17 protein-coding genes are annotated in these 17159 nt (G+C 69.6%); 4 read left to right on the top strand and 13 right to left on the bottom strand.

Annotation, left to right across the window (positions count from 1 at the left end; all coding sequences use genetic code 11):
- Positions 1 to 38 precede the first annotated feature (38 nt).
- The gene (locus ACW5F0_RS07815; RefSeq protein ID WP_456999459.1) at positions 39 to 728 is read left to right on the top strand and encodes a DUF2306 domain-containing protein; all 690 of its coding nucleotides are present in this window, start codon (positions 39 to 41) and stop codon (positions 726 to 728) included.
- On the opposite strand, the gene ACW5F0_RS07820 is transcribed toward ACW5F0_RS07815, so the two are convergent.
- From ACW5F0_RS07820 to rhlB, 11 genes are all read right to left on the bottom strand, one after another.
- A complete protein-coding gene (locus tag ACW5F0_RS07820) occupies positions 658 to 1764 on the bottom strand; it encodes a helix-turn-helix domain-containing protein (protein WP_456999460.1) in 1107 nt (368 codons plus the stop codon). The genes ACW5F0_RS07815 and ACW5F0_RS07820 overlap by 71 nt on opposite strands.
- 102 nt (positions 1765 to 1866) lie before the next feature.
- Entirely contained in the window at positions 1867 to 2742 is an 876-nt protein-coding gene (gene rpoH, locus ACW5F0_RS07825) for an RNA polymerase sigma factor RpoH (RefSeq protein WP_456965496.1), read from the bottom strand.
- Positions 2743 to 2908: 166 nt separating this feature from the next.
- Positions 2909 to 3430, bottom strand: coding sequence for a hypothetical protein (locus ACW5F0_RS07830; RefSeq protein ID WP_456965495.1), 522 nt, complete (start codon positions 3428 to 3430; stop codon positions 2909 to 2911).
- A gap of 26 nt (positions 3431 to 3456) precedes the next feature.
- Positions 3457 to 3975 (bottom strand): hypothetical protein, encoded by a 519-nt coding sequence (locus tag ACW5F0_RS07835; RefSeq protein WP_456965494.1) that lies wholly within the window; start codon positions 3973 to 3975, stop codon positions 3457 to 3459.
- Positions 3976 to 4011: 36 nt separating this feature from the next.
- Entirely contained in the window at positions 4012 to 4527 is a 516-nt protein-coding gene (locus ACW5F0_RS07840) for a hypothetical protein (RefSeq protein ID WP_456965493.1), read from the bottom strand.
- A gap of 99 nt (positions 4528 to 4626) precedes the next feature.
- Positions 4627 to 5310, bottom strand: coding sequence for a hypothetical protein (locus tag ACW5F0_RS07845; protein WP_456965492.1), 684 nt, complete (start codon positions 5308 to 5310; stop codon positions 4627 to 4629).
- Positions 5307 to 6017 (bottom strand): uracil-DNA glycosylase, encoded by a 711-nt coding sequence (ung, locus tag ACW5F0_RS07850; RefSeq protein WP_456965491.1) that lies wholly within the window; start codon positions 6015 to 6017, stop codon positions 5307 to 5309. Before ung ends, ACW5F0_RS07845 begins: the two co-directional genes overlap by 4 nt.
- Positions 6014 to 6862, bottom strand: a complete 849-nt coding sequence (locus ACW5F0_RS07855) for a response regulator (RefSeq protein WP_456965490.1) — start codon at positions 6860 to 6862, stop codon at positions 6014 to 6016. The genes ung and ACW5F0_RS07855 overlap by 4 nt, the downstream gene beginning before the upstream one ends.
- Before the next feature lie 4 nt (positions 6863 to 6866).
- Positions 6867 to 7814: a permease-like cell division protein FtsX gene (ftsX, locus tag ACW5F0_RS07860; protein ID WP_456965489.1), complete on the bottom strand. Its 948-nt coding sequence runs from the start codon at positions 7812 to 7814 to the stop codon at positions 6867 to 6869.
- The gene (gene ftsE, locus ACW5F0_RS07865) at positions 7807 to 8499 is read right to left on the bottom strand and encodes a cell division ATP-binding protein FtsE (RefSeq protein ID WP_456965488.1); all 693 of its coding nucleotides are present in this window, start codon (positions 8497 to 8499) and stop codon (positions 7807 to 7809) included. Before ftsE ends, ftsX begins: the two co-directional genes overlap by 8 nt.
- Before the next feature lie 136 nt (positions 8500 to 8635).
- The gene (gene rhlB / locus ACW5F0_RS07870) at positions 8636 to 10435 is read right to left on the bottom strand and encodes an ATP-dependent RNA helicase RhlB (RefSeq protein ID WP_456999461.1); all 1800 of its coding nucleotides are present in this window, start codon (positions 10433 to 10435) and stop codon (positions 8636 to 8638) included.
- Positions 10436 to 10653: 218 nt separating this feature from the next.
- On the opposite strand from rhlB, the gene trxA reads away from it, so the two are divergent.
- The gene (gene trxA, locus ACW5F0_RS07875) at positions 10654 to 10980 is read left to right on the top strand and encodes a thioredoxin (RefSeq protein ID WP_456999462.1); all 327 of its coding nucleotides are present in this window, start codon (positions 10654 to 10656) and stop codon (positions 10978 to 10980) included.
- A gap of 307 nt (positions 10981 to 11287) precedes the next feature.
- On the top strand, positions 11288 to 13072 hold the full coding sequence (gene rho / locus ACW5F0_RS07880) for a transcription termination factor Rho (RefSeq protein ID WP_456965485.1): 1785 nt from the start codon (positions 11288 to 11290) through the stop codon (positions 13070 to 13072).
- An 80-nt stretch (positions 13073 to 13152) separates the two neighbouring features.
- On the opposite strand, the gene ACW5F0_RS07885 is transcribed toward rho, so the two are convergent.
- The gene (locus tag ACW5F0_RS07885; RefSeq protein ID WP_456999463.1) at positions 13153 to 14100 is read right to left on the bottom strand and encodes an energy transducer TonB; all 948 of its coding nucleotides are present in this window, start codon (positions 14098 to 14100) and stop codon (positions 13153 to 13155) included.
- Entirely contained in the window at positions 14097 to 14876 is a 780-nt protein-coding gene (locus tag ACW5F0_RS07890) for a hypothetical protein (RefSeq protein ID WP_456999464.1), read from the bottom strand. Before ACW5F0_RS07890 ends, ACW5F0_RS07885 begins: the two co-directional genes overlap by 4 nt.
- Positions 14877 to 15036: 160 nt before the next feature.
- Between ACW5F0_RS07890 and ACW5F0_RS07895 the strand changes: the two genes are divergently transcribed.
- Positions 15037 to 17154: a PQQ-dependent sugar dehydrogenase gene (locus tag ACW5F0_RS07895; RefSeq protein WP_456965482.1), complete on the top strand. Its 2118-nt coding sequence runs from the start codon at positions 15037 to 15039 to the stop codon at positions 17152 to 17154.
- The last annotated feature ends 5 nt before the right edge of the window (positions 17155 to 17159 follow it).

The raw sequence follows: 17159 nt of genomic DNA on the forward strand, positions 1-17159 counted from the left end.
CCGCCACCTTCAGCCATCGATCCCGATGGAGGAAGGACATGCGCCCACGACCCTGCCAGCCCGGACGGCTCGCGCTGCTGGCCGTGTTCTCGCTCGCATGCGTGGCCACCGCGGCCTACGCCTTTGCCTATCTGTACATGGCGTTCCGGCAGGGCGATCCGTTCGCGGAAAACTTCGCGGTCTCCGGCCGGGATGTCCCCGCCCACTTCTTCGGCGCGGGACTGGCGCTGCTGCTCGTACCGCTGCAGCTCTCAGATGCGGTCCGCCAGCGCTGGCCGGCCCTGCACCGCATCGGCGGCCTGCTGTCGGCCTTCGCCATCCTGGTCGGCGGCGTCTCCGGCCTGTCGCTGGCACAACACGCCCAGGGCGGGTGGCCCAGCCGCATCGGCTTCAGCCTGCTCTCGGTGCTGTGGTTGGGCACGACCGCCAACGGCATCCGGTTGGCGATCATGGGCGAGCTCGCGCGGCACCGCCGCTGGATGGCCTACAGCATCGCGTTGACCTCGGCGGCCGTGACCCTGCGGGTGATCCTCGCGGTCGGGGGCGGAATGCTGCAGCTGCCCTTCATGCCGGTCTACATCACCGCCGCCTGGGCCAGCTGGCTGTTCAACCTGTCGGTCTGTGCATGGCTGCTGCGCGCGCCGCGTCCGCGCTGCCTCAGCGCGATGGCGGAGCCGCGGCCGGCGACGCCTGGCGACGCCGGTAGCCGCTGGGCGTTTCGCCGATGATCCGCTTGAAGGCGGTGTTGAAGGTCGACTTGGAGGTGAATCCGGCGTCGTAGGCGATCTCGAGGATGCTGCGCGCATCCTTCGCGTCTGCAAGGCAGGCCCGCACTGCATCGATGCGATGGCGATTCACGTAGTCCCAGAAGTTGCCGCCAAAGCGGCGGTTGATCACCGTCGACACCAAATATTCCGGATAGCCGCTGCGGCGCGCGAGCTGAGCGATGGTGAGGGCGGGTTCGCGGAACATCGCCTGCTCGGACATCAGCGCCGACAGCCGCGCTTCCACGGCGTCGAAGCGGGGATCATCGAGCGCGCTATCCGCTGCCGGCGCGTCGGGGCCAGCCGGCGCGGCGTCATCCGCCTGCGCCACCACCACCGGCGGCTGGCCCTGCGAGAACCAGCCCACCACGCACACCCAGGCGGCGACCGCGACGTAGATCAGGCGGTAGTCGACGAAGGGCAGCCCCAGCTGCCAGTGGGCCATGGCGATGCCCCAGATCGCGAACTGGCAGCCCGCCATCACGGCAAGCCAGCGCAACGACAGGCGGTCGGCGTCCGCGCGGCGCGTGCGCAGCCACGCACGGTAACGGCGTATCTCGAGCACTGCCGCCGCGAGATAGGCGAAGGCCACGCCGAACAGCAGCGGATCGAACCAGCCTGCGTCCCAGGAGCCGTCGACCGGCAGCGGATCGCCCGAAAGCCAACGCCAGGCCGCCCAGGACAGCACCAGCAGGAACCATCCACCGTGGACCAGCGCGCGGACGCCAGGCGCACGGCCTACGGTCAATGAACGCACGTAGACGAAGAACAGCGGCGCGTACACGAACGGTAACAGCCGCGCGACGCCGAACGCGGGGGCGAAGCCGGCGCCGGGTGAGGCCATGTGCAGCGCCTTGACCGCGAGGTCGGCGGCGACGATGGCCAGCCAGGCCGACAGCACCCGGTTGGCCGGTGCGTTCGCAGGCCTGCGCCACAAGGCGACGGCGAGCATCGCCGCCTGCACGGCGCCGACGGCATAGAGGGCGATCCAGAGCCTCATCGCGGTGGCGACGACCTTGTTCCCGTGAGCCCGAAGGGTAACCGCACGCCCACGAAAAAGCCCGGCCGGGGCCGGGCTTCATCGATCGATCGCGCATGGCACTCAGGCCGCGAACAGCGCCTTCATCTTCTTCAGCGCGTTGGCCTCGACCTGGCGGATGCGCTCGGCGGAGACGCCGTACTCGTCGGCCAGTTCCTGCAACGTGACCTTGCTGTCGGCGTCGAGCCAGCGCCGCTGGACGATGTCGCGCGAGCGCGCATCCAGGGTCGCCAGCCCCTCGCGCAGCAGCTCGAGCTGGCTGGACTCGCTGTCCTCGCGCTCGTAGGCCTGCGACGGGTCCTCGGCGTGCGACTTCAGGTAGGCGGCCGGCGCCGGCGGGGCGCGCTCGTCGTCCTCGTCGGCGGACAGGTCGAAGCCGATGTCGCGGCCGGACAGGCGCGACTCCATCTCCACCACCTCGCGCTCGGAGACGTTGAGGTCCTTGGCCACCGCGCTGACCTCGGCGGCATTGAGCCAGCCCAGGCGCTTCTTGCTGCGGCGCAGGTTGAAGAACAGCTTGCGCTGCGCCTTGGTGGTGGCGACCTTGACGATGCGCCAGTTCTTGATGATGTACTCGTGCATCTCGGCGCGGATCCAGTGCACCGCGAACGAGACCAGGCGCACGCCGACGTCCGGGTCGAAGCGCTTCACGGCCTTCATCAGGCCGATGTTGCCTTCCTGGATGAGGTCGCCCAGCGGCAGGCCGTAGCCGTTGTAACCGCGGGCCACGTGGACCACGAAGCGCAGGTGCGACATCACCAGGTCGCGCGCGGCGCCGAGGTCCTCTTCTTCGAGGAAACGGCGGGCGAGCGCCTGCTCTTCTTCCACGGTGAGCACGGGGATCTGGTGCACGGCGCCGATATAGGCATCCAGCGAGCCGAGCGCGCTGGGGACCGGCAGATTGTTCGGGATGAGCGCAGTAGCGGTATTTGCTGTCATGGCGTCGATTTTAGCAGTGGCCTGTTAAGACTGCTAAACGACCAAAGAGTTCATTAAGTTCCATCAACAGGACAATCTTCGTTCATGTTTATGGATTGGACCGAATATGCATTCAATATACGACCCCCCACCCCGGCCGCAAACGGCCGGGGTGGGGGTCGTTGCTTCAAAGGCCGCCGCCAGGGTCGACCTCCCGGTACAGGATCGTACTGATGTCCATCTGTGGCGGCAGGCTGCAGCTGAAGTTGATCGTGCCACCGGTGGAGCCCTTGTGGACATTGTCCCAGGTCAGCCAGACCGTGCCGCTCGACGGCACGACCGCAGTGCCCTCGGTGAAGACCAGATTGTCCGCGGTGCCGGCCACCAGCTGGCAGTTGACCGTGGTTGCTGGAAGGTTGGCGAGCATGGCCAACCGCACGCTGACCGTGGCGCCACCCGGCGGCGCGGCGGCGTCGGTCGGCAGCGCACAGGACACGAAGATATTGGTCGTGCCCTCGTTGCCGATGCCGATCGGGCGCTTGCGCAGGGTGATGTCGTAGACGGGCAACGGCGCTTCGCACACCGCACTGGCGCTGACGCGCTGGACGCGCTCGGTGGCGGCGCTGCTGTCGGGGGCATGCAGCATCGCGCCGAGCGCGAGCGCGCAGGTCGCCATTGCGGGCATGCGGCTGTGGAAAGGCTTGTTCATGCGTCGGTTCTCCATGGGGCGACGGGTCACAGCCGGCCGCCGGTGTCGGTCTGGGTGTAGGTGATGGTTTCCATCACCACCCCGGGCGGCAGGTTGCAGCTGAAGGCATACGTGCCGGACGTGCTCCACTTGTTGATGTCGTTCCAGTCCATGACGACGCGACCGTTCGCCGCAAGGGCTCGTTCCTCGGGTACATAGAACACCTGGGCGCCCCTGGTTCCCGACACCATGGTGCAGCTGATCGTGGCCGCTTCGCCGAAGGTTGCGAACGAGACCCGCACCGAACCCGTGTTGGACTGTCCCGCGGAATCCGTCGGCAGGGTGCAGGAGACGAACACGGGGCGGTCGCTTTCGTTCTGGACCGCGACCGGCCGCTTCCGCAGGTGGACGTTGAAGACCGGCAGCGGCGCTTCGCAGACGCTGGTGGCGGAAAGATTGATGGTGCGCTGGGTCGCGGCGTCGGCAGCCGGCGAGTGCACGGCCATCGACAGGCACACGCACGCGCCGGCAGCAACCAGGGCGCGATGGACGGGGCTTGCGATCATGGGAGTCTCCAGGGATGGAAGGCAGGCAGGGACACGTCAGATGCCACCGGCGCTGTCCGCTTCAGTGGCAAGGATGTGGGTGATCTGGACGCCGGGCGGCAGCGAACACATGAAGGCGAACAGACCGTCCGGACTCCCCTTGTCAAGGGATGACCAGGTGAACCAGGTGTTGGAATTGGGCCCCACCGAGCGGCTGCGAATGTCTTGCACGGGCGCGTCGGCGGTCCCCGTGACGAGGGTGCACGTGACCGAAGCGTTCGCCGGGGCGGACGAAGCCACGTGGATCTCGATCCATGCGCTGCCGACATCGCCCACCGGGTCGCTGGGCATGGCGCAGTTGACGAAGACGTTCTGGTTCCCGACGTTGGCCACCATCAGTGGCGACTTGCGCAGGTAGGCGTCGTAGACGGGCAGCGGCGCCTCGCAGACGCCGGCCGGGCGGGTGTAGCGGGCGCGCTGGTTGGCCGCGTCGGCGTCCGTGGCCTGCAGCCCGGCCACCAGGCCAAGGACGCAGGCGGCCGCCAGCACGGGCGGCATCGTGGCATTGCTCATACAGCTGTTCTCCTCGCAGGGTTGCGGACGCGCCGTCAGGCCGCCCTCACCTCACAGATCGAAGAAAACTTCCGGTTCCCGCCACCCCCGCGAAAAAATTCAGCGGACGCGCGCGCCCGCAGCCCACCGGTACAGGGCCAGGTCGGCGGCGTGATGGCGTTCGATGCGCTGCAACAGGCCCGGTTCGATCCCGTACCCGGCCTCCCCGCAGTCCGGGTTCACCAGCGCGGCGGCCACCACGGCGTCGCAGCCCAGCATGCGGACCAGCCGTTCCAGGTCGGCCTCGTAGCGCTCGGTGATGCCGATGAAGTCGAAACGCGCGGGGTCGAAGCCCCACAGGTATTGGCGGTAGGCGTTGCACATCTCCGGGCCGAGCGCGAAACGCTCGAACGACCACTCCTCGCGCAGCATCCGGTTGCGCAGCGGCTGCGCCGGGTCGCCGCCGTCATAGTCACGGCGCCAGTACGCGTAATGCGAGGCCAGCCGCTGCACCGGGTCGCGCAGCCAGGTGATGTAGCGCGCCGGCCGCCGCCCCAGCGCGATGCGGTATTTCAGCGCCAGGAAGTGCCCGTGGATGCAGGTCACGTCCGCCCCCAGCCGGCCGCGCAGCGCCAGTCCTCCGCGCACCGCGTCACGCCGCCGCCGCCAGGCGTCGTACTGCATGGGAAGGTCCGCGTAATCGGGCCGGTAGCCCTCGCCGTTCGCGGCGCGCAGGGTCTCTGCGAAGCTCGTCCCCGCGGTCTTTGGCAAATGCAGCGACACCACCACCGGCGGCGCCGTCATGCGGCCTCCATCGCGGACCGCGGCGGCAGGGTCCAGTCGACGGGCGCGCTGCCGTTGCGCACCAGGTACTGGTTGGCCGCGGAGAAATGCCCGCATCCGAGGAATCCCCGGTGCGCCGACAGCGGCGACGGGTGCGTGCTGCGCAGCACGCGGTGGCGACGCGCATCGATCACCTTGCCCTTGGCCTGCGCATAGGCGCCCCAGAGCATGAACACCAGGCCTTCGCGCTCGCGGCCCAGCACATCGACCACGTGGTCGGTGAAACCCTCCCAGCCCTGGCGCTGGTGTGAACCCGGGCGCCCCTCTTCGACGGTGAGCACGGCGTTGAGCAACAGCACGCCACGCTGCGCCCAGGGCAGCAGGCAGCCGTGGTCGGGGCGGGCGGTCCCGAGGTCGCGCTGGATCTCCTTGAAGATGTTGTCCAGTGACGGCGGCACGCGCACGCCCGGCCGCACCGAGAACGCCAGGCCATGCGCCTGGCCGGCGCCGTGGTAGGGATCCTGGCCAAGCACGACCACGCGGACGTCGTCGAAAGGCGTGGCGTCGAACGCGGCGAAGATGTCAGGCCCCGGCGGGAAGATGCGCGCGCCAGAAGCACGGCGCCCGCGCAGGAAGGCCGACAGCGCACGCATGTCGTCGCGCTCGAACCAGTCGCCCACGCGTGCCTTCCATGCCGGCTCCATGCGGAGCTCGCCCGCTGCACTCATGTACCGAACACCCTGGACTCGGGCGCACGGGCCAGGCGCAGCTGGAACAGGGTCTTGGTGACCAGCAGGCGCTCTTCGATGGGCTTGAGCACGAGGTCGTTGGCCCCCTCGCGCAGCAGTGCGGCCTGGTTGGCCGGGTTGGCGTCACCGGTCATCACCAGCACCGGCAGGCGGCGCTTGGAGTACCCGAACTCCCCGCGGATGGCGCGCAGCAGGTCGCCGCCGTCGAGCTCGCCCTTGAGGTAGACATCGGTGAGCACGAGATCGACGCCCGGGATGTCGCCCGCCTCGCGGCGCGCATGCAGGAACTCGAGCGCGGCCTCCACGCTGACCACGTGCTCGACGTGCATCTGCTGCGCCTTGAGCATGCGCGAGGTCGCCAGCGCCACGGTGCGGCTGTCCTCGACGTACAGCACGCGCACGCCGGGGATCGGCGCGGGCTGCACATAGCCGCGGATGAATTCCGCCAGTGCATGGTGGCCATGCGACTTGTCGAAATAGTCGGTGATGTCGTCGCTGAAGTGGCGCCCTTCCAGGTGCTCCTGTGCGTTCCCGGACACCACCACCACGGGCACGTAGCGCTGGCTGGCCGCGGCGCGCACGGCTTCGGCCAGCTGCTGGCCGTCACCGTCGGGAAGCACGAGCGAGGTGGTGGCGAGATCGATGGGCGCGGCCGCGAGCGCGGCATGCGCCTCTGCCAGGCCGGCACAGGCCACCACCTCGGCACCGGGCAGCTCACTCTTCAACACGTCACCGATCAGCTTGCGCACCAGGCGCGAACCGTCGACGACCATGATCCTCGGCGCGGTGCCATCCAGGTGCCGGATGTCGTTGGGTTCCGCCATGCGCTCAGGTGTCCGTGGGCCGGGTCTGGCGCAGGAAGTGGCCGGTGACCGCGCCGGCACCGAGCCAGCCGAGCACGGTGGCGCATGCGATGACCGCCAGCACCTCGCGCGGCGCGAAACCCGTGAGTGCGAAACTGCTGCCATAGCTGGTGGCGAGTTCCGCCAGCGGCGTGCCCAGGGCCGCGCCGGCAACGGTGAGCAGTCCCAGTGCCAGCGCACCGGCGCCGAGCCCGTACCAGGCCCCGAGATAGAGGAAGGGACGGCGGATGAAACCGTCGCTGGCGCCCAGCAGCTGCAGCACGCCCAGCTCGTCGCGCCGCGACTGGATGTCCAGGCGGACCGTGTTGCCGACCACGAGCAGCGCGCCCAGGCCGAGCAGCGCCGCGAGCACCCAGGCGACGCGGCCTCCGAAGCGCAGCCAGTTGTCCAGGCGCTCGCGCCAGGCGGCGTCATGCTGCACCAGCTCCGCCTCGGGCAGGGTGCGCAAGGACTCGACCAGCAGCGCCTCGTCGCCCGCCGGCGTCACCACCAGCACGTGCGGCAGCGGGTTCTCGCCCAGCGCGTCGATGGCCTCGTCCAGGCCGCTGCGCGCGCGCAGTTCTTCCAGGCCCTGCTCGGGCGTGCGGTGCTCGACCCGGCCGATGTCGGCGCGCCCGTCGAGCGAGGCAGCGAGTTCCGCCACGCGCGACGCTACCGTGTCCTGCTTGAGGAAGATGCTCAGCTGGCGCGAGGACTGCACGTCGCCGGCGAAGCGTTCGACATTGGCCAGCACCAGCCACAGCCCCAGCGGCAGCGCCAGCGCCACCGCCATCACGCCGATGGTCAGGGCGGTGGATCCCGGCTTGCGCAGCAGCCGGCCGAGGCTCGCCACGATGCTGTAGGCGTGGTGGTCCAGCCAGGCGCCGGGCCGGGACCGGGCAGGCACGCGGCTGCGTGCGATGGGCTCATTCATCGGCCAGGTCCTCGGGCGCGATGTCGTCGGCCAGGCGGCCATGGTCGAGCACCAGCACGCGCTTCTTCATGCGCTTGACCAGGCCCAGGTCGTGGCTGGCAACCAACACGCTGGTGCCCTGCTCGGGCAGCGATGCGAACAGCGCCATGATCTCGGCGGCAAGGGTGGGGTCGAGGTTGCCGGTGGGTTCGTCGGCCACCAGCAGCCGCGGCTCGGCCACCACGGCCCGCGCGATGCCGACGCGCTGCTGCTCGCCCGCGGAGAGCTCGCCCGGCAGTGCGTTGCCGCGCGCGCCCAGGCCCAGGCGCTCGAGCACGGGCCGCACCCGGCGCCCGGCGTCGCCGCGGCGCATGCCGCGCAGCACCAGCGGCAGGGCGACGTTGTCGTGCACGCTGCGGTCGGCCAGCAGGCGGTGGTCCTGGAACACGACGCCGACCTCGCGCCGGTGCAGCGCCACCCGGCCGCCACGGACCTTGAGCAGGTTGCGTTCGCCAAACAGCACCGCGCCGCGGCTGGGCCGTTCGGACAGGTGGATCAGCCTGAGCAGGGTGCTTTTGCCGGCGCCGGAATGGCCGGTGACGAACAGCATTTCGCCGGCCTCGACGTTGAAGCTGACGTCCTCAAGCGCGACGTGCCCGCCCGGGTATTGCTTGCAGACGTTGTCGAAGCGCAGGACGGGCGGCATGGCGGGACTCATGTCGTGGAGAACGTGAGTATCGCCTGCCCGCCGGATTTGTGGGAGCGGCCATGGCCGCGATCGCCGCTATAGCGGCTCCCACAAGAGCGGCTGCCACGGGGAAGTCGGCAGCAGCCGCATGTGATCAGTGCTGCGAACGCGGTGCGCGCGTGACCAGCTTGCGCAGCCCCTGGCCGATGCGGCCAAGCAGCGATGGCGCCTGTTCCGAAGCCGATGCAGCGGGCTGGCCGGCAACCTGCTGCGACCGCGGCTGTGCGCCCTGCGGCTTGGCTGCGGCCTGCGCCCTGTCCTGCGGCTTCGCGCGCGGGGCGCGTGGCGAGGCGGGCGTGTCGGCGCCGTTGCCCTGCTCGGCCCCCTGCGCCTGCTGGTCTTCACCGATACGGCGGCCACCGCGACGGCGGCGACGCTTGCGCGGCCCACGCTCGCCTTCGGCGCCCGCGATGGCATCGTCCGTGCCGGCGGCGGCCGGCGTGGCCGCGATCGGCGCAGCGTCGCTGTTCACTGCTGCAACGGGCGCAACGGCGGCGTCTTCGTCCGCGCGGGGCGCACGCGGCTTGCGCGGGGCCCGTTCACGGCGTGCCTCGCCCTCGCTGCGCGGTCCAGGCGAACGACCGCCGCCTTCGCGACGGCCACCGCCACGACGGGCATCGTCGGCGGCGCGCTGCTCGCGCGCCTCGCGGAAGATCTCGCTGACGCTCTCGCCCGCTTCGGGCTCGAGCTCGACGCCTTCGCGCGGCTTGCGCGGCAGCGCGGTCAGGAGCTCGGCGGACACCGGCTCGGACGGGATCTTCTGCTCGATGAAGGCCTCGATGTCCGGCAGGCCGATCGCGTAGCGCTCGCAGGCGAAGCTGATCGCGTCGCCCTCTTCACCAAGCCGCGCGGTGCGGCCGATGCGGTGCACGTAGTCCTCGGCATCGAAGGGCAGGTCGTAGTTGTAGACGTACTTCACGCCATCGATGTGCAGGCCGCGGGCGGCGACGTCGGTGGCGACCAGGATCTCGAGCTGGCCGGCCTGGAACTTCTTCAGCAGCGACTCGCGCTTCTTCTGCGGCACGTCGCCCGAGAGCACGCCCACGCGGTAGCCGGCGCGCTCCAGAGCACGGGCCACGCGCTCCACGAACACCTTGGTGTTCACGAACACCATCGTGCGGGCACCCTCGCCGCGCGAGAGCAGGCCCAGCAGCAGCGGCAGCTTCTCTTCGTCGGAGGGGTAATAAAGCTTCTGGCGCACGAGCGCGGCGGTGATGGTCTCGGTCTCGACCACCATTTTCTGCGGCTCGTTCATGTGCTCGTAGGCGAGCTCCAGCACGCGGTGGCTCAAGGTGGCCGAGAACAGCAGCGTCTGGCGCTCGGTGCGCACCGGCATGCGGCGCAGCAGGAAGCGGATGTCCTTGATGAAGCCGAGGTCGAACATGCGGTCGGCCTCGTCCAGCACGCAGATCTCGCAGGCGTGCAGGCTGACCACCTTGTGCTGCTTGACGTAGTCGATCAGGCGGCCGGGGGTGGCGATGATGACGTCCACGCCCTCCTGCAGCAGCTGGCGCTGCTTGTCGTAGTCGACGCCGCCGTAGACCAGGGCGAAGCGCAGGCCCAGCTCCGGGCCGAACTTCACCGCATCCTTGTGGATCTGGATCGCGAGTTCGCGGGTGGGCGCCAGGATCAGCGCGCGCGGGTCCTCGGGCTTGCGGTCGGCCAGCGCCGGACGCGTCAGGAGGCGGTTCATCACCGCCACCAGGAAGGCCAGCGTCTTGCCCGTGCCGGTCTGTGCCTGGCCGGCGACATCGCCCCCGGGCAACGCGACCGGGAGGGTCAGCGCCTGGATCGGCGTGAGGCGCGTGAAGCCTGCGGTCTCGAGGCCGGCCTGCAGCCGCGGATGGAGATCGAAGGAAGAAAAGGTGACGTCGGTAAGTGGTTTGTCGGTCATTCGTCGGAAGTCTGCGCGGCGTGGCGCGCTTGCGTGGAAGGCGGCAGCCAAGCAGACTGCCGTGGTGATGGCGCGGCGGCTTGCCCGCTCGAAGCTCGCCCCCTCCGACGGGACAGCCCCTTGAATCGGCCGCGAATCGCCCAAGTTTAGCAGCTACCGCCGCCGCCAACCGCCCGTCCTTCGGGCGGGCCCGGACGCCCCCCACGCAGGAGATCCCCGTGAGCCAAGACGTCATCCACGCCAGCGACGCCGATTTCGACGCCACCGTCCTCGCCTCCGAGGAGCCGGTGCTGGTCGACTTCTGGGCGCCCTGGTGCGGCCCGTGCAAGATGATCGCCCCCGCCCTGGACGAGCTCGCAGGCGAATATGCCGGCCGCGCCAAGGTCGTGAAGATCGACATCGACCAGAACCGCGCCACCGCCATGAAGTACCACGTGCGCTCGATCCCGATGCTGCTGCTGTTCAAGGGCGGCCAGGTCCAGGCCACCCAGATCGGCGCCGTCGGCAAGCCGGCCCTGGCCCAGATGATCGACAAGGCCCTCTGACGGCCCGACTGGCGAGCGCCTCCGGGCGAGTCCTGCGCGCCGCATCCCGCGTGCAGGAGCAGCTGCAGCTGCGACCCGTGCAGCTGCAACCCGTGCAGCCTGCGCTCCGCCATGCCGCGCTCCAGGCCCGGTCCCAGCCGTAGATGCTCCTACACAGTGCGTGCACCGGCTTGCCGTAGGCTGTCGGGAGTGCTAGCTTCAACCGTGCCCCGGCGCGCTCCAGTGACGCCGCACCTTCTGCAACAACCCCACCAGTCCATTCCCAGGCCGCCCTTCCAGGGCGCTCGCAGCAAGCGAGGTTCCGCACTTGTCAGACAATCCTTCCGATCCCGGCGACACCGCCGTGAAGCGCGTGCGCAAGCCGCGCGCCACCAAGGCCGCCGCCCAGGGCGAGGCCCCCACCACGGGTAAGGCCGACGCGCCTGCCACGGCTCCGGTCCAGGCCGAGCTCAAGGTCGATGCCCCGGCGAAGCCCGCAGCACCGGCGCCCGGCGACGCCGCGGCCCCGGCGCAGCCAAAGCAACCCCAGCAGCCCCAACAGCAACAGTCGCAGTCGCCGCAGCAGCCGCAGCAGGGCCAGCAGTCTGACTCCGCCGGGCAGTCCAGCGGTGACGACGGCAATGACGGGCACAAGGGCGGCCAGCGCCAGGGCGGCCAGCATTCGCAGGACCAGCAGCAAGGTCAGGGCAACCGCCGCGAGCGCTTCCGCAACCGCCGCGACCGCGAGCAGCGCCCCCGTGGCGACCGCCCACGCGACGACGGCCTGCCGACCGACAACAACGACCAGGCCAACCGCCTGCCGCCTCCGAACATCCCGGAAGGCTTCCCGCAGTACTCGCTGTCCGACCTGAAGCGCATGCCCGCGCAGAAGCTCATGGACATCGCCGAGCAGCTGAACATCCACGAGGGCGTGGCCCGCGCGCGCAAGCAGGACGTGATCTTCGCCCTGCTGAAGGTACTGACCCGCCACGGCGAAGGCGTCGTCGCCGACGGCGTGCTCGAGATCCTGCCCGACGGCTTCGGCTTCCTGCGTGCCGCCGAGGCCAGCTACCTGGCCGGCCCGGACGACACCTACATCTCGCCCAGCCAGATCCGCCGTTTCAACCTGCGCACCGGCGACCACCTGTCGGGCCGCATCCGCTGGCCGAAGGACGGCGAGCGTTACTTCGCGCTCAACGTCGTCGACACCATCAACGGCGAGCCGCTGGAAGCGAGCAAGGGCAAGGTCCTGTTCGAGAACCTGACGCCGCTGTTCCCGCGCAAGAAGTTCAAGCTCGAGCGCGGCGATGGCAGCAGCGAGGACATCGCCGGCCGCATCCTCGATCTGATGGCCCCGCAGGGCAAGGGCCAGCGCGCCCTGATCGTGTCGCCGCCCAAGGCCGGCAAGACGATGATGATGCAGCAGATCGCCAGCGCCATCACCTACAACCATCCCGACGTGCACATGATCGTGCTGCTCATCGACGAGCGGCCCGAGGAAGTGACCGAGATGCAGCGCAGCGTGCGCGGCGAAGTGATCAGCTCGACCTTCGACGAGCCGGCCGCGCGCCACGTGCAGGTCGCCGAGATGGTGATCGAGCGCGCCAAGCGCCTGGTCGAGCACAAGAAGGACGTGGTGATCCTGCTCGACTCGATCACCCGCCTGGCGCGTGCCTACAACAACGTGGTGCCGAGCTCCGGCAAGGTGCTGACCGGTGGCGTCGACGCCAACGCCATGCACCGCCCGAAGCGTTTCTTCGGCGCGGCGCGCAACGTCGAGGAAGGCGGCTCGCTGACCATCATCGCCACCGCACTGGTCGACACCGGCAGCGCGATGGACAAGGTGATCTACGAGGAGTTCAAGGGCACCGGCAACTCGGAAGTGCACCTGGACCGCCGCATCACCGAGAAGCGCGTCTACCCGGCGATCAACGTCAACCAGTCGGGCACCCGCCGCGAGGACTACCTCATCGAGCCGGAGCTGCTGCAGAAGATCTGGATCCTGCGCAAGCTGCTGCATCCGATGGACGAGATCGCGGCGATGGAGTTCCTGCTCGACAAGATGAAGACCACCAAGTCCAACGACGAGTTCTTCTCTTCGATGAGGCGCTGACCTCCGGGTCAACGGACGAAAAAGCCCCGCACTCGCGGGGCTTTTTTCTTGGGCGCGCCAGTTGCAGGCGCGGTGAATGCTCAGCCTTCGCCCAGCGGCGTCAGCAGCTTCAGTCCCTTGCCTTCCTGGTAGATGCGGCCGGCGATCATCGCGTCCGGACTTTCATCGGCGCGGAGCTCGCGCGTGCTCCAGGGCGCCTTCTGTCGCGGGCCGGGGATATACGCCTGCCACTCGCCATATCCAGGCACCTTGTCGCCGTGGAGCATGTACTCCACCGGGACGCGCAGCGACCAGTAGTCGTCGTCCGCGTCGTCGCCGGTGGTCGGGATGCTGAAGGTCCACCTGCGCGCCGCGGCGAGCGCCGGGCGCGCCAGCATCTGCCGCATCTGCTCCATCTCGCGGCCCGTGCCGACGACCCTCAGGTTGACCTGTTCGGCGAACACGTCCTCGACCCGGCCGTCGCGGTTGATCCGCATCACGAGGTACACCGTGCCCGTCACGCCCGCCGACAAGGCACCGGCCGGATACGCGGGTGGATGCATCCGCACAGAACGGACGTGATCGGTCGTCGCGGCCTTCCGACGCTCCTCGGCGCTCATCGCGTCGTCGCCGAAATGGCCGCTGCGGATCGTGAGCTGGAAGCGATCATCGCCGTGCGGGGTGGCGACCACGCGCAGGCTCATCCGGGCCTTCGCGCGGACCGCCTCGCCGTCGACAATGACCGGTTCGAAGGCCCACAATCCGGCGGCCTTGGTGATCAGCTCGACGACCGGCTCCGTGAGCGCGTCCGGGCGATCCAGCTCCCAGGCCGACACGCGGCCATCGGGTTCGAGTATCAGCGAGCCCGTGACCAGCATGCTCGCCTCCATCTGCTTGCGCACCTCTGCCGGACCAGCGGCAAGCACAGTGCCTGCCGCCAGCAACGCCAGCAACGCCAGCACGATCCCGATCAACATCCTGTTCGTCATGACCCGCTCCCTTTCGATTCCCGGGCCGATCATAGCGTCGCCGCCGGCGTCCCGCCTCATGCGTCGCCCGGGGGTACCTCGACCTCGAGTTCCATCAGCGGGACGTTGTAGCGGACGCGGAATCCTGCCTCGACCGAGGGCATGAACCCTCCGGTGTCGCGGACACGCACCGGCAGACGCAAGGCCTCGCTTCCGGGCGGCAGGTAGCGCACGCTGACATGGTGCCTGCCGAGGGGAATGTCGGTCAGCATACTGCCGTCGGGCGTGCGGGTGAATGGTTCACCGCGGCTCCCGTCGATCAGCTCGATGGGTTCGAAGCGCACTTCGATGTGCTCCGGATCCACGTAGCCACCGCGCGAGTAGATATAGGCGTGGGCACCCAGCGTGCCGTCCTTTCCGTCACTGCCCGACAGCCGCCACTGCAGGTTGCGGATGGCGCCGCCGCGGCCGGCGAATGCGGCAGGATCGTCCACGTGCAGGGGCGTCACATGTCGCGCGCCCTCGAACTCGCGAACGACCGTCGCGCCGACGCGCCAACTGCTGGGCTCGATGCCGGCGAGCTCGATGCGATATTCACCGTTGGCATCGGTGATGCCGAACACATGCGAATCGTAGAGCAGCGTGTGGTCGGCATGGACCTCCACGCCGGTGATCGGCGCGCCCGTCGCGTCGGTCACTCGGCCCTTCACGACATAGGGTTCGGACGTATCCGCTGCGGCCTGCAGCAACGCCGGTTCCTTCGCCGGACCTGAGCCGGCGACGCTTCCCGCGTCGCAGGATGAAAGCAGGGCGACCAGTCCCGACAGGGCAAGGGCGCACAGTGGACGCAGGATCATGCTCGGACTCCGGGACAGGCGTGGGTTCTGCAGCCTCAATCGCAAAGCCCTCCCGGCTACCGCCACCGTCCGAGCCTTGGGACGCGCGGGTACACCCCAATGACGCCGGCCAGCCCGATACGCAATACTCGGCCCCTTCATGCCAATCGCTGGGGTAGTCATGGGCAAGACCTGGTTCCGTGCGTCGATCGCCGCCGCCGTCATCCTGGCCTGGAGCGCCTCGGCCGACGCCAGCCTGTACGGGCGCGACGGCTTCTCCGGCAATCCCGGCACCAACAACGGCGCCAACTGCAGCGCCTGCCACGCGCCCGGCGCCGCGACCCCGACGGTGACGATCAGCGGCCCGCAGGTCCTCGATGCCGGCACGATCGCCGACTACACGGTGACCATCACCGGCGGCCCCGGCGCCACCGGCGGCCTTGGTGTGTCGGCCTCGGGCGGCGTGGGCAGCTTCCAGGCCGTCGGCAAGGACGTGCACGTGGTGGGCGGCGAACTCTCGCATACGCAGCCGAAGGCCTTCGCCGGCGGCGCGGTCAGCTTCAACTTCCGCTGGCAGGCGCCCGGCCACAACGGCCCCGTGACCCTGTACGCGGCCGGCAACTCCAGCAACGGCCTCCTCAACCTGCTCGGCGACGGCATCGGGACCCGGCAGCTTACGGTCACCGTGCAAAACGGCGACCCGGAGCCGCCGCCGCCGCCGCCGCCGCCGCCGGCCGACGCATCGCTGGAGCCGTTCGTGAGCGGACTCACGCAACCTGTGGTCATCACCCATGCCGGCGACACGCGGCTGTTCGTCGCCGAGCAGCCCGGCCGCATCCGGGTGATCGACGCGGGCGTGGTCTTGCCCGTGCCCTTCCTCGACATCCGCGACCGCGTGGACGCCAGCGGCAACGAACAGGGCCTGCTTGGACTGGCCTTCCACCCCGACTACGCCGACAACGGCTACGTCTACGTCAACTACACCCGGGATCCGCCCGGCAGCGGCCTGGACCGCACGCGCATCTCGCGCTTCACGGCGGCCCCGAATTCCAACGTGGCCGATCCCGGCTCCGAACTGGTGTTGATGGAGTTCGAACAGCCCTACGCCAACCACAACGGCGGCGACATCCAGTTCGGTCCCGACGGCTACCTGTACATCGCCTCGGGCGACGGCGGCAGCGGTGGCGATCCGCAGAACAACGCCCAGAACCCCAACCGGCTGCTCGGCAAGCTGCTGCGCATCGATGTCGACGGCGGCGGCAGCGCGCCCGACTGCAACCTGGCGTCCGGCCAGCACTACGGTATCCCCGCGGACAACGCCTACACGGACGGCACCGGCGGCGCGGGCTGCGACGAGATCCACGGCCTCGGCCTGCGCAACCCCTGGCGCATCGCCTTCGACGCGGTCACCGGCGACCTGTGGATCGCCGACGTCGGCCAGAACGCCCACGAGGAAATCAACTTCGTGCCGGCGGGGACCGCGGCCGGCCTCAACTTCGGCTGGCGCTGCTACGAGGGCAACCAGGTCTACAACGGCGCGGGCTGCAACGGTGCCTACTTCGCGCCGCTCATCACCACCACCCACGCCGCGGGCAACTGCTCGATCACCGGCGGACGCGCGTATCGCGGCAGCGCATCGCCGTCGCTGGCCGGACGCTACTTCTTCACCGATTACTGCAACACGGCGATCCGCACGATCACCTTCGACAACGGCCAGCCGCGGGTGGAGACCCCGATCCCGGCCGGCGCGATCAGCCAGCCGGTCGCCTTCGGCGAGGACGTGTTCGGCGAGCTGTACGTGTCCAGCCTCACCGGCGCGATCTATCGCGTCGTCGGCACGGGCGACACCGGGGAGTCGCAGATCAACACGCTCAGCGGGCAGTGCCTGCACGCGCCGGGCACCGCGGCCGGCACCGGCCTGCTGGCCTGGCCCTGCACCGGCGAACCCGGCCAACGCTGGGTGCTGCGCGGCGACGGTTCGCTGTTCAACCCCGGCGCGGACCGCTGCGCCGACGTCGCCATTGCAGCAGGCGTGCGCGGCACTGCCGCGGTGCGCCTGGCCGACTGCAACGGCCAGCCGTCGCAGCGCTTCGTACCGACATCCGACAACGAACTGCGCGGTGCCGCCGGCCAGTGCATGGACCATTCGAGCAGCATGCGCCGCGTGGTGCAGATGTCGGCCTGCAACGGCGCGGGCTCCCAGGCCTGGATCTTCTCGCCCGCGATGACGCCGCCGGACGACAACGACCAGGGCGACCGCGGCCGGCTGCGCTCCCCGGGACCGACCCGGGGCCGCTGAGGCCG

It is taken from the genome of Luteimonas sp. A534, assembly GCF_054072805.1.

Bases quoted from the DNA above. Each gene is read 5' to 3' on its own strand.
- ACW5F0_RS07815 (WP_456999459.1), top strand. From the start codon at position 39: ATGCGCCCACGACCCTGCCAGCCCGGACGGCTCGCGCTGCTGGCCGTG.
- ACW5F0_RS07820 (WP_456999460.1), bottom strand. From the start codon at position 1,764: ATGAGGCTCTGGATCGCCCTCTATGCCGTCGGCGCCGTGCAGGCGGCG.
- rpoH (WP_456965496.1), bottom strand. From the start codon at position 2,742: ATGACAGCAAATACCGCTACTGCGCTCATCCCGAACAATCTGCCGGTC.
- ACW5F0_RS07830 (WP_456965495.1), bottom strand. From the start codon at position 3,430: ATGAACAAGCCTTTCCACAGCCGCATGCCCGCAATGGCGACCTGCGCG.
- ACW5F0_RS07835 (WP_456965494.1), bottom strand. From the start codon at position 3,975: ATGATCGCAAGCCCCGTCCATCGCGCCCTGGTTGCTGCCGGCGCGTGC.
- ACW5F0_RS07840 (WP_456965493.1), bottom strand. From the start codon at position 4,527: ATGAGCAATGCCACGATGCCGCCCGTGCTGGCGGCCGCCTGCGTCCTT.
- ACW5F0_RS07845 (WP_456965492.1), bottom strand. From the start codon at position 5,310: ATGACGGCGCCGCCGGTGGTGGTGTCGCTGCATTTGCCAAAGACCGCG.
- ung (WP_456965491.1), bottom strand. From the start codon at position 6,017: ATGAGTGCAGCGGGCGAGCTCCGCATGGAGCCGGCATGGAAGGCACGC.
- ACW5F0_RS07855 (WP_456965490.1), bottom strand. From the start codon at position 6,862: ATGGCGGAACCCAACGACATCCGGCACCTGGATGGCACCGCGCCGAGG.
- ftsX (WP_456965489.1), bottom strand. From the start codon at position 7,814: ATGAATGAGCCCATCGCACGCAGCCGCGTGCCTGCCCGGTCCCGGCCC.
- ftsE (WP_456965488.1), bottom strand. From the start codon at position 8,499: ATGCCGCCCGTCCTGCGCTTCGACAACGTCTGCAAGCAATACCCGGGC.
- rhlB (WP_456999461.1), bottom strand. From the start codon at position 10,435: ATGACCGACAAACCACTTACCGACGTCACCTTTTCTTCCTTCGATCTC.
- ACW5F0_RS07885 (WP_456999463.1), bottom strand. From the start codon at position 14,100: ATGAGGCGGGACGCCGGCGGCGACGCTATGATCGGCCCGGGAATCGAA.
- ACW5F0_RS07890 (WP_456999464.1), bottom strand. From the start codon at position 14,876: ATGATCCTGCGTCCACTGTGCGCCCTTGCCCTGTCGGGACTGGTCGCC.
- ACW5F0_RS07895 (WP_456965482.1), top strand. From the start codon at position 15,037: ATGGGCAAGACCTGGTTCCGTGCGTCGATCGCCGCCGCCGTCATCCTG.